The organism is Ramlibacter sp. Leaf400, from assembly GCF_001424545.1.
In the GTDB taxonomy this organism is placed as follows: Bacteria; Pseudomonadota; Gammaproteobacteria; order Burkholderiales; family Burkholderiaceae_C; genus Ramlibacter.
The window spans coordinates 376,048-393,117 of the sequence record NZ_LMQL01000012.1; the positions used below are offsets into that span (position 1 = coordinate 376,048).

At 67.5% G+C, this 17,070-nt stretch carries 16 protein-coding genes; 11 read left to right on the forward strand and 5 right to left on the reverse strand.

Annotated features, from left to right (window positions below; translation table 11 throughout):
• The first annotated feature begins 109 nt into the window (after nucleotides 1-109).
• A complete protein-coding gene (locus ASG30_RS17610) occupies nucleotides 110-1,324 on the forward strand; it encodes a DesA family fatty acid desaturase (protein WP_055899692.1) in 1,215 nt (404 codons plus the stop codon).
• 137 nt (nucleotides 1,325-1,461) lie between these two features.
• On the opposite strand, the gene rpmG is transcribed toward ASG30_RS17610, so the two are convergent.
• The 3 genes from rpmG to trxB form a co-directional block, all read right to left on the reverse strand.
• Nucleotides 1,462-1,632, reverse strand: a complete 171-nt coding sequence (rpmG, locus tag ASG30_RS17615; protein WP_055899695.1) for a 50S ribosomal protein L33 — start codon at nucleotides 1,630-1,632, stop codon at nucleotides 1,462-1,464.
• Nucleotides 1,633-1,647: 15 nt separating this feature from the next.
• The gene (rpmB, locus tag ASG30_RS17620) at nucleotides 1,648-1,881 is read right to left on the reverse strand and encodes a 50S ribosomal protein L28 (RefSeq protein WP_055899698.1); all 234 of its coding nucleotides are present in this window, start codon (nucleotides 1,879-1,881) and stop codon (nucleotides 1,648-1,650) included.
• A gap of 209 nt (nucleotides 1,882-2,090) precedes the next feature.
• Complete coding sequence (gene trxB / locus ASG30_RS17625) at nucleotides 2,091-3,041, reverse strand: thioredoxin-disulfide reductase (RefSeq protein WP_055899701.1); 951 nt, start codon at nucleotides 3,039-3,041, stop codon at nucleotides 2,091-2,093.
• 156 nt (nucleotides 3,042-3,197) lie between these two features.
• On the opposite strand from trxB, the gene ASG30_RS17630 reads away from it, so the two are divergent.
• From ASG30_RS17630 to ASG30_RS17665, 8 genes are all read left to right on the forward strand, one after another.
• The gene (locus ASG30_RS17630; RefSeq protein WP_055899704.1) at nucleotides 3,198-3,872 is read left to right on the forward strand and encodes a Crp/Fnr family transcriptional regulator; all 675 of its coding nucleotides are present in this window, start codon (nucleotides 3,198-3,200) and stop codon (nucleotides 3,870-3,872) included.
• 78 nt (nucleotides 3,873-3,950) lie between these two features.
• Nucleotides 3,951-6,269 (forward strand): DNA translocase FtsK, encoded by a 2,319-nt coding sequence (locus ASG30_RS17635; protein ID WP_055899707.1) that lies wholly within the window; start codon nucleotides 3,951-3,953, stop codon nucleotides 6,267-6,269.
• A 43-nt stretch (nucleotides 6,270-6,312) separates the two neighbouring features.
• Nucleotides 6,313-6,945, forward strand: coding sequence for an outer membrane lipoprotein chaperone LolA (lolA, locus tag ASG30_RS17640; RefSeq protein ID WP_055899709.1), 633 nt, complete (start codon nucleotides 6,313-6,315; stop codon nucleotides 6,943-6,945).
• Nucleotides 6,946-7,056: 111 nt separating this feature from the next.
• Nucleotides 7,057-8,337 carry a replication-associated recombination protein A gene (locus ASG30_RS17645; protein ID WP_055900190.1) on the forward strand — a complete coding sequence of 427 codons (1,281 nt, stop codon included), beginning with the start codon at nucleotides 7,057-7,059 and terminating at the stop codon, nucleotides 8,335-8,337.
• A 251-nt stretch (nucleotides 8,338-8,588) separates the two neighbouring features.
• On the forward strand, nucleotides 8,589-9,518 hold the full coding sequence (locus tag ASG30_RS17650; protein ID WP_055899711.1) for a branched-chain amino acid ABC transporter permease: 930 nt from the start codon (nucleotides 8,589-8,591) through the stop codon (nucleotides 9,516-9,518).
• A 13-nt stretch (nucleotides 9,519-9,531) separates the two neighbouring features.
• Nucleotides 9,532-10,653: a branched-chain amino acid ABC transporter permease gene (locus tag ASG30_RS17655; RefSeq protein WP_055899713.1), complete on the forward strand. Its 1,122-nt coding sequence runs from the start codon at nucleotides 9,532-9,534 to the stop codon at nucleotides 10,651-10,653.
• Between the two features lie 13 nt (nucleotides 10,654-10,666).
• The gene (locus ASG30_RS17660; RefSeq protein WP_055899715.1) at nucleotides 10,667-11,437 is read left to right on the forward strand and encodes an ABC transporter ATP-binding protein; all 771 of its coding nucleotides are present in this window, start codon (nucleotides 10,667-10,669) and stop codon (nucleotides 11,435-11,437) included.
• Nucleotides 11,437-12,153 carry an ABC transporter ATP-binding protein gene (locus ASG30_RS17665; RefSeq protein ID WP_055899717.1) on the forward strand — a complete coding sequence of 239 codons (717 nt, stop codon included), beginning with the start codon at nucleotides 11,437-11,439 and terminating at the stop codon, nucleotides 12,151-12,153. Before ASG30_RS17660 ends, ASG30_RS17665 begins: the two co-directional genes overlap by 1 nt.
• A 7-nt stretch (nucleotides 12,154-12,160) precedes the next feature.
• On the opposite strand, the gene ASG30_RS17670 is transcribed toward ASG30_RS17665, so the two are convergent.
• Both ASG30_RS17670 and ASG30_RS17675 read right to left on the reverse strand, forming a co-directional pair.
• Complete coding sequence (locus ASG30_RS17670) at nucleotides 12,161-12,769, reverse strand: hypothetical protein (protein WP_156385597.1); 609 nt, start codon at nucleotides 12,767-12,769, stop codon at nucleotides 12,161-12,163.
• A gap of 220 nt (nucleotides 12,770-12,989) precedes the next feature.
• Nucleotides 12,990-13,949 carry a Bug family tripartite tricarboxylate transporter substrate binding protein gene (locus tag ASG30_RS17675; RefSeq protein WP_055899721.1) on the reverse strand — a complete coding sequence of 320 codons (960 nt, stop codon included), beginning with the start codon at nucleotides 13,947-13,949 and terminating at the stop codon, nucleotides 12,990-12,992.
• 316 nt (nucleotides 13,950-14,265) lie between these two features.
• Between ASG30_RS17675 and ASG30_RS17680 the strand changes: the two genes are divergently transcribed.
• Complete coding sequence (locus ASG30_RS17680) at nucleotides 14,266-15,981, forward strand: multicopper oxidase family protein (RefSeq protein WP_082522171.1); 1,716 nt, start codon at nucleotides 14,266-14,268, stop codon at nucleotides 15,979-15,981.
• Nucleotides 15,965-16,648 carry an SCO family protein gene (locus ASG30_RS17685; protein ID WP_200947321.1) on the forward strand — a complete coding sequence of 228 codons (684 nt, stop codon included), beginning with the start codon at nucleotides 15,965-15,967 and terminating at the stop codon, nucleotides 16,646-16,648. Before ASG30_RS17680 ends, ASG30_RS17685 begins: the two co-directional genes overlap by 17 nt.
• Nucleotides 16,649-17,070 lie beyond the last annotated feature (422 nt).

Sequence of the window (17,070 nt, forward strand, 5' to 3'; positions counted from 1 at the left end):
CCCGATAGTGCGAAATACTGCAACAGAGTGAACCCTCGGCCCTAGAATGGGTCGGATGGGTTCACGGCAGCTTCGCCGTGCCCGTTCGAGAGAAAGTACCCCGAACCTTATGTTGCTTCCCGACTGGGCCGTGCTGAATGCGGCCATCGACTGGCTGGCCCATGGCCTGTGGGACCTGAGCTGGTGGCAGATCGTCCTGTACACGCTGGTCACCACGCACATCACGATCGCGTCGGTCACCATCTTCCTGCACCGCACCCAGGCGCACCGCGCCATGGACCTGGGGCCCGTCCCCTCGCACTTCTTCCGCTTCTGGCTGTGGCTGGGCACCGGCATGGTCACCAAGGAGTGGGTGGCCATCCACCGCAAGCACCACGCCAAGTGCGAGACCGTGGACGACCCGCACAGCCCGCAGACGCGCGGCATCGAGACCGTGCTGTGGCGCGGCGCCGAGCTGTACCGGGCCGAAGCCAAGAACCTGGACACCATGGCCAAGTTCGGCCACGGCACCCCGGACGACTGGATCGAGCGCAACCTGTACACCCGCTACAGCTGGCAGGGCGTCGGCCTGATGCTGCTGCTGAACCTGGCCCTCTTCGGCGCCGTCGGCCTGTCCGTATGGGCCGTGCAGATGCTGTGGATCCCGATCACGGCCGCCGGCATCATCAACGGCATCGGCCACTACTGGGGCTACCGCAACTTCGAGGCGCCGGACGCCAGCACCAACGTCTCGCCCTGGGGCCTGATCATCGGCGGCGAAGAGCTGCACAACAACCACCACACCTACCCGACCTCGGCCAAGTTCTCGGTCAAGAAGTACGAGTTCGACATCGGCTGGGTCTACATCCGCGCGCTCGAGGGCCTGGGCTGGGCCAAGGTCAAGAAGGTGCCGCCCAAGCTGCGCCTGGGCGCCATCAAGCCGGTGGCCGACGAGAAGACGCTGGAAGCCGTGATCGCCCACCGCTACGAGGTGATGGCCGGCTACGCGCGCGAGATGCGCCGCGTGTGCCAGGACGAGATCGCCGTGCTCAAGGCCAAGCGGGCCGACCTGTCGCCCCTGAAGGCCGCCCGCCGGTGGCTGCACCGCGACGACGACCGCGTGCCGGCCTCCGCCCGCCTGCAGCTGGCCCAGGCCCGCGCCGCCCACCCGGTGCTGGACCAGATGGTCACCATGCGCGAGGAGCTGCGCCAGATGTGGCTCAACACTTCGCACTCGCGCGAGCAGCTGGCCGTCGACCTGCAGGCCTGGTGCCGCCGGGCCGAGGAGAGCGGCATCGACGCGCTGCGGCAGTTCTCGCTGAAGCTGCGGTCGGCGCACGCCTGACCAGCTTTCACCCACACGAAAAGGCGCCGCGCTGCGGCGCCTTTCTTTTTGGGCCGCGCAAAAAGAAAAGCCCCGCGAAGGCGGGGCTCCTGGATCCCCGCCTTCGCGGGGATGAAGTGACGCGCGCTACGCGCTCGTCACTTCAGCTTCGTTTCCTTGTACTCGACGTGCTTGCGAGCCTTCGGGTCGAACTTCATGATCGACATCTTCTCGGGCATCGTCTTCTTGTTCTTGCTCGTGGTGTAGAAGTGGCCGGTGCCCGCCGTGGACTCCAGCTTGATCTTCTCGCGTCCGCCTTTGCTAGCCATGGTGGTGCTCCTTGATTAGGCCTGGCCGCGGGCACGCATGTCTGCGAGCACGGCGTCGATACCGTTCTTGTCGATCAGGCGAACCGCGGCGTTGGAAACGCGCAGGCGCACCCAGCGGTTCTCGGTCTCGACCCAGAAACGGCGGTATTGCAGGTTCGGAAGGAACCGGCGCTTGGTCTTGTTGTTGGCGTGGGAAACGTTGTTCCCCACCATCGGGCCCTTGCCCGTCACTTCGCAGACGCGTGCCATGAGCACTCCATTCGCAGTCAACGGCGGTCACTAGCGGCTGCCGCGCCCGAAGGACGCTTGAGCCTCGCAACTGCCTTACCTCGCCAGAAAGGGTGGCGGTAACCCATCCGCTGGACGGCAGCCTTCCCAGGCCGCCGACAGCAAAGCCCGCGATTATAGCCGACGCGGTGAAAGCCGCGTGAGCCCCGCGCAGGCATGTCCCGGTTGGGTTACTGGTCCTGCTCCAGGAACCGCTGGGCATCCAGCGCGGCCATGCAGCCCGTGCCGGCGCTGGTGATGGCCTGGCGGTACACGTGGTCCTGCACGTCGCCGGCGGCGAAGACGCCCGGCACGCTGGTCATGGTGGCCAGGCCGCTGAGGCCCGAGCGGGTGAGGATGTAGCCGTCCTTCATCTCCAGCTGCCCCTGGAAGATGTCGGTGTTGGGCTGGTGGCCAATGGCCACGAAGAAGCCCTGGGTCTTGAGGACCTCGGTCTCGCCGGTGCGCGCGTCCTTCAGCTTCACGCCGGTGACGCCGCTGTTGTCGCCCAGCACCTCGTCGACGGTCTTGAACAACTTCAGCTCGATCTTGCCGGTCTTGACCTTCTCCATGACCTTGTCGACCAGGATGGGTTCGGCACGGAACTTGTCGCGGCGGTGGATCAGGTACACCTTGCTCGCGATGTTCGAGAGGTACAGCGCCTCCTCGATGGCGGTGTTGCCGCCACCGACCACGCAGGTGACCTGCTCGCGGTAGAAGAAGCCGTCGCAGGTGGCGCAGGCGCTCACGCCCTTGCCCATGAAGTGCTCCTCCGAGGGCAGGCCCAGGTACTTGGCCGAGGCGCCGGTGGCGATGATGAGCGCGTCGCAGGTGTACTGGCCGCTGTCACCGGTGAGCGTGAAGGGCCGCTTGCTGAAGTCGACCTTGTTGATGTGGTCGAAAACGATCTCGGTCTTGAAGCGCTCGGCGTGCTCCAGGAATCGCTGCATCAGGTCGGGGCCCTGCACGCCATTGACGTCGGCCGGCCAGTTGTCCACGTCGGTGGTGGTCATGAGCTGGCCGCCCTGCGCGATGCCGGTGATCAGGAGCGGGTTGAGGTTGGCTCGCGCGGCGTAGACGGCAGCGGTGTAGCCGGCGGGGCCGGAGCCGAGGATCAGGACTTTGGCGTGTCGGGTGTTCATTGCTTGGGAGGCCTGTGTGGGAAAAGCCACAGGTCGGTGTACATTTCGGGTCGAACGCCGCAAGTATCAAGCGCCACTCGCGCCGCGGTCCTTGGGCAATCTCAATCCCGCTGATTGTAAGAACCGAACGATCGCGAACGCGCTGGAGGGAACTGGATGTCGATGCTGTCCAACCTGGAGCTGATCCGCCGGGTGCCGTTGTTCGCATTGCTCACATCCAACCAAGCCGAGTCCGTCGCCGACGCCGTCGTCAAGCGCCGCTTCAAGCGCGGCGAGACCGTGGTGGAGCAGGGCGAAAAGTCCAACACCCTGTTCATCATCCTCACCGGCCGGGTGCGGGTCGTCACCTCCGACAAGCGCGGCCGCGAGGTCATCCTGGCCACGCTCAATCCCGGCGACTACATCGGCGAGATGAGCCTGATCGACAACGAGGCCCACTCGGCCACCGTGCGCGCCGAGGTCCAGACCGACATGCTGGCGCTGGGCCGCGCGGAGTTCGCGCGCTGCCTCCCCGAGAACAGCTCGATGGCCTACGCCATCATGAAGGGGCTGGTGCAGCGCCTGCGCCAGGCCGACCGCAAGATCGAGTCGCTGGCGCTGATGGACGTGTACGGCCGCGTGGCCCGCTCGCTGCTGGAGTTCGCGGTGCCCGACCGCGACGGCAACAGCATCATCCGCGAGCGCATCTCGCGCCAGGACATCGCCAAGATGGTCGGCGCCTCGCGGGAGATGGTCAGCCGCGTCATGAAGGACCTGGAGGACCGGGGCTTCATCGAGACGCGCGAAGACGGCTCCATGCTGGTCAAGGAACGCCTGAGCACCCTGGGCTGACCGTCGCCGCGCCGCCGTTGCGCGAGCGAAACGCCGGGGGTGCATGCGTCCGGGGCGGAAGGGTAAGCTTCGCGCCGGATGACGTACTCGCTCAACACCCTGGCCCATCCCGGTTCCTCCGCGGCCGGCGCCCGGCCCGCACCCCGCCTCCTGCATGAAACCGCGCTGGTGATCGGCGGCGCGGCGCTGCTGTACTGGCTGCTCGCGCTGGTCAGCTACTCGGCGCAGGACCCGGCCTTCTCGACGTCGGGCACCGGCGCGGCGGTGGCCAACTGGGGCGGCCGTCTCGGCGCCTGGCTGGCCGACGGCAGTTATTTCCTCCTCGGGTTCTCGGTGTGGTGGTGCTTCGCCGCCGGTGTGCGCGCCTGGCTGTCGACGCTGGCGCGCTGGATGCGCGGCACGGTCGCCACCGAAAGGGGCTTCTCGCGCAGCCGCATCGCCTTCTGGGTGGGGCTGGCGGTGCTCCTGTGCGCTAGCACGGGCCTGGAGTGGTCGCGCCTGTACCGGCTCGAGATGCGTTTGCCGGACCACGCCGGCGGCGCGCTGGGCTTCCTGATCGGCCCGGCCGGCGAGAAGTGGCTGGGTTTCACCGGTTCGGGGCTGGTGTTCGTGGCGCTGGTGGTGGCGGGCGCGGCGCTGGTGTTCCGCTTTTCCTGGGCGCACGTGGCCGAACGTGTGGGCGCACGCATCGAGGGCTTCATCGCCTCGCGGCGCGAGAAGCGCGAGATCGCGCAGGACCTGGCCTTCGGGCAGCAGGCCGCGCGCGAACGCGAGGAGACGGTGCAGGTCGAGCGCGTCGAGATCGAGGAGCACCATCCCACGCCGGTGCTGATCGAGCCGGTGCTGGTGGACGTGCCCAAGAGCGACCGCGTGGCCAAGGAGCGCCAGAAGCCGCTCTTCAGGGAACTTCCGGACAGCAAGCTCCCGCAGGTGGACCTGCTGGATGGCGCCCAGGCGCGCCAGGAGACGGTGTCCAGCGACACGCTGGAGATGACCTCGCGCCTGATCGAGAAGAAGCTCAAGGACTTCGGCGTCGAGGTGCGGGTGGTGCTGGCGCAGCCCGGCCCGGTGATCACGCGCTACGAGATCGAGCCGGCCACCGGCGTGAAGGGCTCGCAGATTGTCAACCTGGCCAAGGACCTGGCTCGCTCGCTGTCGCTGGTGTCGATCCGCGTGATCGAGACCATCCCCGGCAAGAACTACATGGCGCTGGAGCTGCCCAACGCCAAGCGGCAGTCGATCAAGCTGTCGGAGATCCTGGGCTCGCATGTCTACAACGAGGCCAAGTCCATGCTCACCATGGGCCTGGGCAAGGACATCGTCGGCAACCCGGTCGTGGCCGACCTGGGCAAGATGCCGCACGTGCTGGTGGCCGGCACCACCGGCTCGGGCAAGTCGGTGGGCATCAACGCGATGATCCTGTCGCTGCTGTACAAGGCCGAGGCGCGCGACGTGCGCCTGCTGATGATCGACCCCAAGATGCTGGAGATGTCGGTCTACGAGGGCATCCCGCACCTGCTGGCGCCGGTGGTGACCGACATGCGCCAGGCCGCCCATGGCCTGAACTGGTGCGTGGGCGAGATGGAGCGCCGCTACAAGCTCATGAGCAAGATGGGCGTGCGCAACCTGGCGGGCTACAACGTCAAGATCGACGATGCCAAGGCCCGGGGCGAGTTCATCTACAACCCGTTCAGCCTCACGCCCGACAGCCCCGAGCCGCTGGAGCGTCTGCCGCACATCGTGGTGGTGATCGACGAACTGGCCGACCTGATGATGGTGGTGGGCAAGAAGATCGAGGAGCTGATCGCCCGCCTGGCGCAGAAGGCGCGCGCGGCCGGCATCCACCTGATCCTGGCCACCCAGCGTCCCAGCGTGGACGTGATCACCGGCCTGATCAAGGCCAACATCCCGACCCGCATTGCCTTCCAGGTCTCCAGCAAGATCGACAGCCGCACCATCCTCGACCAGATGGGCGCCGAGGCCCTCCTCGGGATGGGCGACATGCTCTACATGGCCAGCGGCACCGGCCTGCCGGTGCGCGTGCACGGCGCCTTCGTCAGCGACGAGGAGGTCCACCGCGTGGTGGCCTACCTGAAGGAGCAGGGCGGCGAGCCCAACTACATCGAGGGCGTGCTCGAAGGCGGCACGGTGGACGACGAAGGCGGCCTGGGCGACCTCCTGGGCGAGGGTGGCGGCGAGAAGGACCCGATGTACGACCAGGCCGTGGAGGTGGTGCTGAAGAACCGCAAGGCCAGCATCTCCCTGGTGCAGCGCCACCTGAAGATCGGCTACAACCGCGCCGCACGCCTCGTGGAGGACATGGAGAAGGCGGGTCTCGTGAGCGCCATGAATGGCCAGGGCCAGCGCGAGATCCTGGCGCCCAATCGCGCCGAGTAACGGCTGGTTGCGAACTTCGCGGCCGCCGGCCGACCCAACACGAATGAAGCAAGCGATCTCTGCACTCGTCCTCGGCCTGGCCGCGTTCACCGCCCACGCCGGCGGGCTCGAAGCCCTCGAGAACTTCGTCAAGACGGCCAAAAGCGGCCGCGCCGACTTCACCCAGGTGGTGACCGCGCCGGCCCGCGAAGGCCAGACGGCCCGCAGCAAGACGTCGTCCGGCACCTTCGAATTCAGCCGGCCCAGCCGCTTCCGGTTCGAGTACCGCAAGCCCTTCCAGCAGACCATCGTAGCCGACGGCCAGACGCTCTGGCTGCACGACGTCGACCTGAACCAGGTCACCGCGCGCCGGCAGGACCAGGTGCTGGGCAGCACGCCCGCGGCCTTGATCGCGGCGGCGCCGGACCTAGATTCGCTGCGCCGCGACTTCAGCCTGGAGGCGGCGGCCGATCGCGACGGCCTGCAATGGGTGCAGGCCACGCCCAAGGCGCGCGAAGGCCAGCTCAACCACGTGCGCATCGGCTTTCGCGGCAATGAGCTGGCGGTGCTGGAGATCCTGGACAGCTTCGGCCAGAGGTCGGTGATGACGTTCAACCAGCTGCAGCTCAATGCGCCGGTCGCGGCCGGTGCATTCGCCTTCAAGCCGCCGCAGGGCGCGGACGTCGTGCGGCAATAAGGCGTGGTCCCCGCGGAGGCGGGGACCCAGGGCTTTCCCCGCGTCGCGCCTCCTGGATCCCCGCCTTCGCGGGGATGACGCACATAAACTCGGGTCGTGCCCAAAGGTTCCGTGCCCCACGCCCCCCTCGCCGAACGCCTGCGCCCCAAGTCGCTGGGCGAAGTGGTCGGCCAGCAGCACCTGCTGGGGGAGGGCATGCCGCTTCGCATCGCCTTCGAATCCGGCCAGCCGCACAGCTGCATCCTCTGGGGCCCTCCCGGCACGGGCAAGACCACGATCGCGCGGCTCATGGCCGACGCTTTCGATGCGCAGTTCATCAGCATCAGCGCGGTGCTGGGCGGCGTGAAGGACATCCGCGACGCCGTCGAAGCGGCGCAGCGGGCCCGCGATGGCCTGCAGCAGCAGCGCACCATCGTGTTCGTCGACGAGGTGCACCGCTTCAACAAGAGCCAGCAGGACGCTTTCCTGCCGCACGTCGAATCGGGCCTGTTCACCTTCATCGGCGCCACCACCGAGAACCCATCTTTCGAGGTGAACTCTGCGCTGCTGTCGCGGGCCGCGGTCTACGTGCTGCAGCCGCTGACCGAGGCCGACCTGCAGCAGATCGTGGGCAAGGCGCAGGCCCTGGGTGCCGTGCCGCCGCTGGAGCCGGCGGCGCTGTCGCGGCTGGTGGCCTATGCCGACGGCGACGCACGCCGATTGCTCAACACGCTGGAGACGCTGGCGGTCGCCGCGACCCAGGAGCAGCTGGGCGAGATCACCGACGCCTGGCTGCTCAAGGTGCTGGGCGAGCGCATGCGCCGCTACGACAAGGGCGGCGAGCAGTTCTACGACACCATCAGCGCGTTGCACAAGTCGGTGCGCGGCTCGGACCCCGATGCCGCGCTCTACTGGCTGATTCGCATGCTCGATGGCGGCGCCGATCCGAGGTACATGGCGCGCCGCATGATCCGCATGGCGGCCGAGGACGTCGGCCTGGCCGACCCGCGCGCGCTGCGCCTCGCGCTGGATTCGGCGGAAGTGTACGAGCGGCTCGGCTCGCCCGAAGGCGAGCTGGCGCTGGCCGAGTGCGTGGTCTACCTCGCGATGGCGCCCAAGTCGAACGCCGTCTACAACGCGTTCAACGAGGCCAGGGCCTTCGTGCGCAAGGACGGCACCCGGCCGGTGCCCATGCACCTGCGCAATGCGCCCACGCAGCTGATGAAGGACCTCGCGTACGGCAAGGGCTACCGCTACGCGCACGACGAGGCGGGCGGCTTCGCTGCGGGAGAGACCTACCTGCCCGACGGCATGGCGCCGCCCGGTTTCTACCGTCCGGTGGACCGCGGCCTGGAGATCCGCATCGCGGAGAAGCTGCGCGAGCTGCGCAGGCTGAACGACGAGTCCTCCTGATCCAGCGCATCGGTGCCTCGGTGCGTTCCCACACCGGCGCCACTGGACAACGAGGGTAAACACTGCATGCCGCGTGGCGCGAGGCGCTACCGCTGCTGACTACAATCACGCGCCGTGAACCCGCTGAAGGACTTGGCGGGTTTTTTGCTAGATGGCGTGTGCACCCACAAGGCGCGAGCCGCCACCTGGAAGCCCGGACCCAACGGGCCGACCGGCGCAAGACGTCGGGCCATGACAACGGAGGAATCACAATGGATACCCTGCTGCAGCAGATCATCAACGGTCTGGTCCTCGGCAGCATGTACGCCTTGGTGGCCTTGGGCTACACCATGGTCTACGGCATCATCAACCTGATCAATTTCGCGCACGGCGAGGTGCTCATGGTGGGTGCGCTCACCAGCTGGGCGATCATCGTGGGCATGCAGGACGCGATGCCCGGCCTGCCCGGCTGGCTGGTGCTGCTGTTGTCGATGCTGATCGCCTGCATCGTCGCCGCGGCCCTGAACTTCGCCATCGAGAAGGTCGCCTACCGGCCCTTGCGAAACAGCCCCAAGCTCGCGCCCCTGATCACCGCCATCGGCATGTCGATCCTGCTGCAGACGCTGGCGATGATCATCTTCAAGCCGAACTACAAGCCCTATCCCACGCTGCTGCCGGCGGCGCCCATCGCCATCGGCGGCGCGGTGATCACCGCCACCCAGATCATGATCCTGGGGCTGACGGCCCTCTCGCTGGCGGTGCTCACCTACGTCGTCAACTACACGCGGCTGGGCCGCGCGATGCGGGCCACGGCGGAGAACCCGCGCGTGGCCGCCCTCATGGGCGTCAAGCCCGACATGGTGATCTCGGCCACCTTCATCATCGGCGCCGTCCTGGCCACCATCGCGGGCGTGATGTACGCCTCCAACTACGGCACGGTGCAGCACACCATGGGCTTCCTGCCCGGGCTCAAGGCCTTCACCGCCGCCGTGTTCGGCGGCATCGGCAACCTGGCCGGGGCGGTGGTGGGCGGCCTGCTGCTCGGGCTGATCGAGGCCATCGGCTCGGGCTACATCGGCGTGCTCACCGGCGGCGTGCTGGGCAGCCACTACGCCGACATCTTCGCGTTCATCGTGCTCATCGCGGTGCTGACCCTGAGGCCCTCCGGCCTGCTGGGCGAACGCGTGGCCGATCGCGCCTGATACGGGAGCCGCCATGGAAAAGCAAAAGAAGCTGGCGATCTGGGTCGCTTCGGGCATCGCGCTGCTGGTGCTGCCGCTGCTGCTGCAGAGCGCGGGCAACTTCTGGGTGCGCATCGCCGACACGGCGCTGCTCTACGTGCTGCTGTCGCTCGGCCTGAACATCGTGGTGGGCTACGCGGGCCTGCTGGACCTGGGCTTCGTGGCGTTCTTCGCCATCGGCGCCTACATGTACGGCCTGATGGCCTCGCCGCACCTGTCGTCCACGTTCCCCTGGTTCGCGGCGATGTTCCCGGACGGGCTGCACACCTCGGTGTGGCTGGTGATCCCGATGGGGGCGGCGCTGGCCGGCGTGCTGGGCATCCTGCTCGGCGCGCCGACGCTGAAGCTGCGCGGCGACTACCTCGCCATCGTCACGCTCGGCTTCGGCGAGATCATCCGCGTGTTCCTGAACAACCTGGACCATCCGGTCAACCTGACCAACGGGCCCAAGGGGCTGGGGCAGATCGATTCCATCACCCTGTTCAAGTTCGACGCCTTCGGGGTCCCGGGCATCAACCTGGGCCGCTTCCTGGACATCGGCGAGTACCGCATCAGCAGCGTCACGCTGTACTACTACCTGTTCCTGGCGCTGGTCGTGGCCAGCGTGATCATCTGCCACCGGCTGGAGCTCTCGCGCATCGGCCGCGCCTGGATGGCCATCCGAGAGGACGAGATCGCCGCCAAGGCGATGGGCATCAACACCCGCAACATGAAGCTGCTCGCGTTCGGCATGGGCGCCACCTTCGGCGGCGTCTCCGGCGTGATGTTCTCGGCCTTCCAGGGCTTCGTGTCGCCCGAGTCGTTCAGCCTGATGGAGTCGGTGATGATCGTCGCCATGGTGGTGCTGGGCGGCATCGGCCACCTGCCGGGCGTGATCCTGGGGGCCGTGCTGCTGTCGGCGCTGCCCGAGGTGCTGCGCTGGGTGTCCGGCGCGTTCGACCTGCAGTCGGTCACCGGCGGCCGGCTCGACCCCGCCATCCTGCGCCAGCTGCTGATCGCGCTGGCCATGATCATCGTGATGCTGTTGCGCCCCCGCGGCCTGTGGCCTTCGCCGGAACACGGCAAGGCGCTGCAGGACGGCAAGAGCGGCCGCTGAGGGAAGGACGAGAATGACAGAGACCGTTCTGCGCGTCGCGGGCATCTCCAAGCGCTTCGGCGGGCTGCAGGCCCTGTCCGACGTGGGCATGACCATCCTGAAGGGCCAGGTCTACGGCCTCATCGGCCCCAACGGCGCCGGCAAGACCACCTTCTTCAACGTGATCACCGGGCTGTACACGCCCGACAGCGGCAGCTTCGAGCTGGCCGGCAAGCCCTACAAGCCCAACGCGGTGCACGAGGTCGCCAAGGCCGGCATCGCGCGCACCTTCCAGAACATCCGCCTGTTCTCCGAGATGACGGCGCTGGAGAACGTGATGGTGGGCCGCCACATCCGCACGGGCTCGGGCCTGATGGGCGCGATCTTCCGCACCCGCAAGTTCGTCGCCGAGGAGACGGCCATCGCCAAGCGGGCGCAGGAGCTGCTCGACTACGTGGGCATCGGCAAGTACTCCGACTACAAGGCGCGCACGCTGTCGTACGGCGACCAGCGCCGGCTGGAGATCGCCCGGGCGCTCGCCACCGACCCGCAACTGATCGCGCTGGACGAGCCCGCAGCGGGCATGAACGCCACCGAGAAGGTGCAACTGCGCGAGCTGATCGACCGCATCCGCAAGGACAACCGCACCATCCTGCTGATCGAGCACGACGTGAAGCTGGTCATGGGCCTGTGCGACCGCGTCACCGTGCTCGACTACGGCAAGCAGATCGCGGAAGGCACGCCGGCGGACGTGCAGAAGAACGAAAAAGTCATCGAGGCCTACCTCGGGACGGGAGGCCACTGATGACGCAAGTGCTGCTCAAGGTCAGCGGCCTGAAGGTCGCGTACGGCGGCATCCAGGCCGTCAAGGGCGTGGATTTCGAGGTGCGAGAGGGCGAGCTGGTCACGCTGATCGGCTCCAACGGCGCCGGCAAGACCACCACCATGAAGGCCATCACCGGCCTGCAGCCGCTGGCCGGCGGCGACATCGAGTACCTGGGCCGCAGCATCCGCGGCCGCGGCGCCTGGGACCTGGTCAAGCAGGGCCTGGCCATGGTGCCGGAGGGGCGCGGCGTGTTCACGCGCATGACCATCACCGAGAACCTGCTGATGGGCGCCCACATCCGCAACGACCGGGCCGAAGTCGCGCGCGACATGGAGAAGGTGTTCACCATCTTCCCGCGCCTGAAGGAGCGCCGCGACCAGCTGGCCGGCACCATGTCCGGCGGCGAGCAGCAGATGCTGGCGATGGGCCGCGGGCTCATGAGCCGGCCCAAGGTGCTGCTGATGGACGAGCCCTCGATGGGCCTGTCGCCCATCATGGTGGACAAGATCTTCGAGGTGGTTCGCGAGGTGTACGCCCAGGGCGTCACCATCGTGCTGGTGGAGCAGAACGCCAGCCGCGCCCTGCAGATCGCCGACCGCGCCTACGTCATGGAGTCCGGTGTGATCACCATGTCCGGCGACGCCCGCCAGATGCTCAGCGACCCGAAGGTGCGAGCCGCCTACCTGGGCGAGTGAGCGGCGCTCAGTAGCGGTACTGCAGGCCCAGGCTGGTCGAGCGGAAGCCGTCGCGCACGCCGCCCAGGCGCAGGTCGTGGTTGTCCCAGCCCAGGGTGGCGGACAACCTCGGCGTGACCTCCATGCTCAGTCCCGCCCCGAACGACAGGCCATAGCCCTGGTCGAAAGCCGATGGCGCCGCCGGCACCGGCGAGCTGGCCAGGTCGGCATACCCGTAGGTCGCCCCCAGCTTGCCGTAGACCGAGAAGGCACTGCCGAAGAGCGGCCGGCGTCCGACCAGGCTCACGTTCAGGCCCTGGCGCGCGGGCCCGATGGCCAGGCGGTCGGCAGGTCCCAGGTTGAGTTGCGACAGTTCCAGGTTCCACAGCGGTGGCGCGCCGCTCATCACCATCGCGGCGGCCTGGCCCGGCTCGCAGCGCAGCAGCGAAGCCCCGCATCCGATCGGGTATTGCACGCGCGAGGCTTGCAGGCCCTGGCCCGCAGAGGACGTGGAAGGCGCGAGCTGCCAGGGGTCGCCGCCCCGGTGAACCAGCTGCGCGTGCGCACTGCCGAGCAGCAAGGCGAGCCCCACCATAGAGATCGCTGACGAACGACGGATCACACTGATTGCCTTCATCGCAAGCCTCCTCAGGCTGTTTCCCGTTGGAACAATCTAGGCCGGATGTAGCTCAGCGGGTGTGGGACCTGTCCTACGGATGGGGTAGGAGGTAACGTCCCGCGCTCCCAAAAAAGGAGCGGGGTCGCAAGGAGCCGAAAGGCTGCGACTCACAAATCCGAGGTGCCGACAGCGACGGCGGATTTACGTTTTGTCGCCGGCAAAATGTGCTAGTGAGCGCTCAGTCCACTTTCGCGCCGGAGGCCTTGACAACCTTCTCGTACTTGGCCAGCTCGGCCCGCATGAACGCGCCGAACTCCTCCGGCGTGCTGGTCACCGGCTCGGCCATCAGGCCAGCGAAGCGGGTCCTGGCCTCGGGCGATTGCAACGCCGCCACGAAAGCCTGGTTGAGGCGGACGACGGTTTCCCGCGGCGTGCCGGCCGGCGCCACCAGGCCCCACCAGGTGTCGATCGCGAAGCCCTTGAGCGTGTCGGCCACCGGCGGCACTTCGGGGAGGCTGGGCGAGCGCTTCAGCGTCGTGACCGCCAGCGCCTTGAGCTTGCCCGAGCGGATGTTGGGCGCGGCGGTCGCCAGGTTGTCGAAGTTGAAGTCGACCTGCCCCGAGAGCAGCGCCAGCTGCGCGGGGTTGCCGCCGTTGTAGGGGATGTGGACCGCGAAGATCCCGGCATCCCGCTTGAACATCTCGCCGGCCAGGTGGCCCGCGCTGCCGTTGCCGCCGCTGCCGTAGTTGAGCTTGGCGGGGTTGGCCTTGGCGTACGCGATCAGGTCGGCCAGCGTGTTGATCTTCAGGCGCGCGGCGGTGTCGGCGTTGACCACCAGCACGTTGGGCACGCGGACCATCTGTGTGATCGGCGCGAAGTCCTTGGCCGCGTCGTACGGCATCCTGCTGAAAAGCCAGGGGTTGATGGCATGCGTGGCCACCGCGGAGATGCCGATGGTGGTGCCGTCCGGGGCCGCCTTGGCCACCGCATCGGCGCCGATGTTGCCGCCGCCGCCGGGGCGGTTCTCGATGATCACCGTGCCCAGCGTGTCCTTCACGCGTTCGGCCAGCACGCGGGCCGTGACGTCGATCGGGCCGCCCGGCGCGTACGGCACGATGAGGCGGATGGGGCGCTGCTGGGCGAGGGCGGGGAAGGCGGCGGCTGCGGCGCCGGAGAGGAGAAGGTGTCTGCGCTTCATGTTTCCAATGGTACCGAGCGTGGCGGAACGCCTTGGCCCAGGGCGGTTTGGCGAAGCCCTGCCATCACGAACCCGCAAAGTCAAGCTCTACCGGGTCAGCATCTGTTTTAGATGCATATGGTCGCAATTCCCAGCAATTCGTCACGTCAGGTGCTGGTCAGGTGGGAGCGGCAGCGAGAGAGCTCAGTGTGCACCGTCGCAGTGCCATGCAAATCGTGTTACTAAATTTGCAAAATGACGCGTTAGATACATTTTGTAAATAGGCAGAGTACGGCCGAGCTTCTCAATGCGGCTTCCACAGCAGGAGGTAGCCGCCATGAATTTCGATACGCAGCCTGCAGTTCCGAAGCGACCGGAGCCGGCACCGGGCAATACGGGACGGCGCTCGTTCTTCCGGGCAGGCGGCGCGGCCGCGGCGGCCATCTGCGCCCCGAGTCTCGCGCCTTCGCAGACCGTGGTGGCCGGCAGCCCGCCCACCAGCCTGTGGGCCGAGCCGCTCCCGGTCCAGACACCGCTCAGCTCCCAGCCCCTGCTCGCCCCGCTGTCGTATGGCTACAGCGGCGAGTTCGAATGCGGGCGCGCCGACCACCAGGGGTGGGCGCGCTTCGTCCCGCAGGACTTCTACCAGATCGACGTCAAGGTGGGCCAGCACAGCTTCCATCCGCAGCTGCCCCCCGCGGAAATCTGGGGTTACGGCGGCACGTTTCCCGGGCCGCTGATCCACGCGCGCTACGGGCGGCCGCTGGTGGTGCGCTTTCGCAACCAGCTGGCCAGCACGCTGCAGGGGTACGGCTCGCCCGACATCTCGGTGCACCTGCACAACCTGCACACGCCTTCCGAGAGCGACGGTTTTCCGACCGACTGGTTCAGCGCCTCCGGCTACGGCCCCACGCTCACGCGGGCGGGCGAGTACAAGGACCACCACTACCCGATGGTGTACGCCGGCGTGGACCAGTACGGCGGCATCGGCGACCCGCGGGAGGCCCTGGGCACCATGTGGTACCACGACCACCGCGTCGACTTCACCGCGCCCAACGTGTACCGCGGCATGGCGGGATTCTTCCTGGCCTTCGACGAGATCGACTCGGGCAACGAACACGACACCAATCCGAACGCGCTGCGCCTGCCCAGCGGCGAGTACGACGTGCCGCTGATGTTCGCCGACAAGCAGTTCGACAGCGGCGGCTACCTGCGCTTCAACCAGTTCGACACCGACGGCTTCATCGGGGACAAGTTCATCGTCAACGGCAAGATCCAGCCGTACTTCCACGTCGAGCCTCGCAAGTACCGCTTCCGCGTGCTGTGCGCGTCGACTGCGCGGGTCTTCGACCTGCAGTTGCGGACCGCGCAGGGCCAGGTGCACAACCTCACGCAGATCGCGGCCGACGGCTGCCTGTTCCAGAACCCGCTCACCCGGCCCAACGTGCAGGTGGCGCCCGCCGAGCGGGCCGACATCGTGATCGACTTCTCCAAGTTCCCCGTGGGCTCGGAGCTGTTCCTGACGAACCGGCTGTACCACCTGGACGGCCGCAAGCCGTACGGCTACCTGGACCAGCCCGTGCAACTGCTCAAGTTCATCGTCGACAAGCCGCTGAAAGGGCCGGACTACAGCCGCGTGCCCACCTTGCTGCGCGCGCAGCCGCCGATCATCCACACCGAGGTGAAGCAGACCCGCACCTTCGTGTTCGGCCGCTCCAACGGCGCCTGGTCGGTCAACGACAAGTTGTTCGAGAACAAGGCGGTGGCCAAGCCGAAGCTGGGCACGGCGGAGATCTGGAACCTGGTGAACGACAGCGGCGGCTGGGCGCACCCGGTCCACATCCACTTCGAGCAGGGCCGCATCCTGCGGCGCAACGGGCGCGATCCGCTGCCCTGGGAGAAGGGCCGCAAGGACACGTACTACCTGGGCCCCAACGAAAGCGTGCAGGTGTTCATGCGGTTCCGGGACTTCCCGGGCCGCTACATCATGCATTGCCACAACACCATCCACGAAGACCACTCAATGATGATCCGCTATGACATCGAATCTTGAGCGCAGCGGGATGGATGCTCCCCGCGATCCCCAACGGCGGCAGGCCGCGCGGCGCTGGCTGGCGCTGGGCGGCGTGGCCGGCCTGGCGGCCTCCGGCGCGGCCCTGCTGCGAGGCGGCGGTTCCGCGGCGCCGGTCGCCCGCGCCCCTTCGGCCGGCTCGATACCGGATGTCCCCCTCGTCACGCACGACGGCCGCAAGGTCCGCTTCTACTCGGACCTGGTGCGCGGGCGCGTGGTGTTCGTCAACATGATGTATGCGCAGTGCAGCGAGCAGTGCCCGCCGATGACGCAGAACCTGCGACGCGTGCACGAGGCCCTCGGGTCGCGCGCCGGCCAGGACATCTTCATGTACTCGATCACGCTGCTGCCGGAGTTCGACAGCCCGGCCGACCTGCGGGCCTACCGGGAGCAGCAGGGCGCCAACTGGACCTTCCTCACCGGCCGCAAGGCCGACGTGGAGCAGCTGCGGCGCGGGCTCGGCTTCTCCGATCCGGACCCGCAGCTCGATGCGGACATCACGCGGCACACCGGCATGGTCCGGGTGGGGAACGACGCGCTCGACCGCTGGACCATGGCGCCGGCTCGCGTGTCGCCCAACCAGATCCTCGAGTGCCTGATCTCGGTCGATCCGCGCACGCGGGCGACCGGACGCATCCGCGTGGCCTGACGGTCGCGCTGCCTGCGGGGGCTGTCCGAGGGCCTGCTCAACCGCAGGAGGGCCAGGAGCGGCCGCGTCGAGCATCGGCGCGGCCGCTTTTTCTTGCCTGGCCATCGCTCGGTTAGCTGGCGCACATAGCATATTTTCCGTAGCTCTGCAAGGTAACAAGTAAGTCAACTTGTAAACGAGAACCAACGGCTCACCCACATCTCCTCACACTTGCAACGCGCTGCATCGACACGTTCGTTGGTGCAACAAACCGCAAGACGCCAGGGAGGTGTCCAGATGTGCACTAGTGCTCAAGACCGAGCCGGATCGCGCAGGATTGACGGGCCAAAAGTTCGCAGTCCTTGGCTTGCCCAGCTGCTGGCGTCTCGTTACAGCCGTAACGACAGCGACCCGAGCGGCCCGCCCGCCGAGCCTTTCCCGAC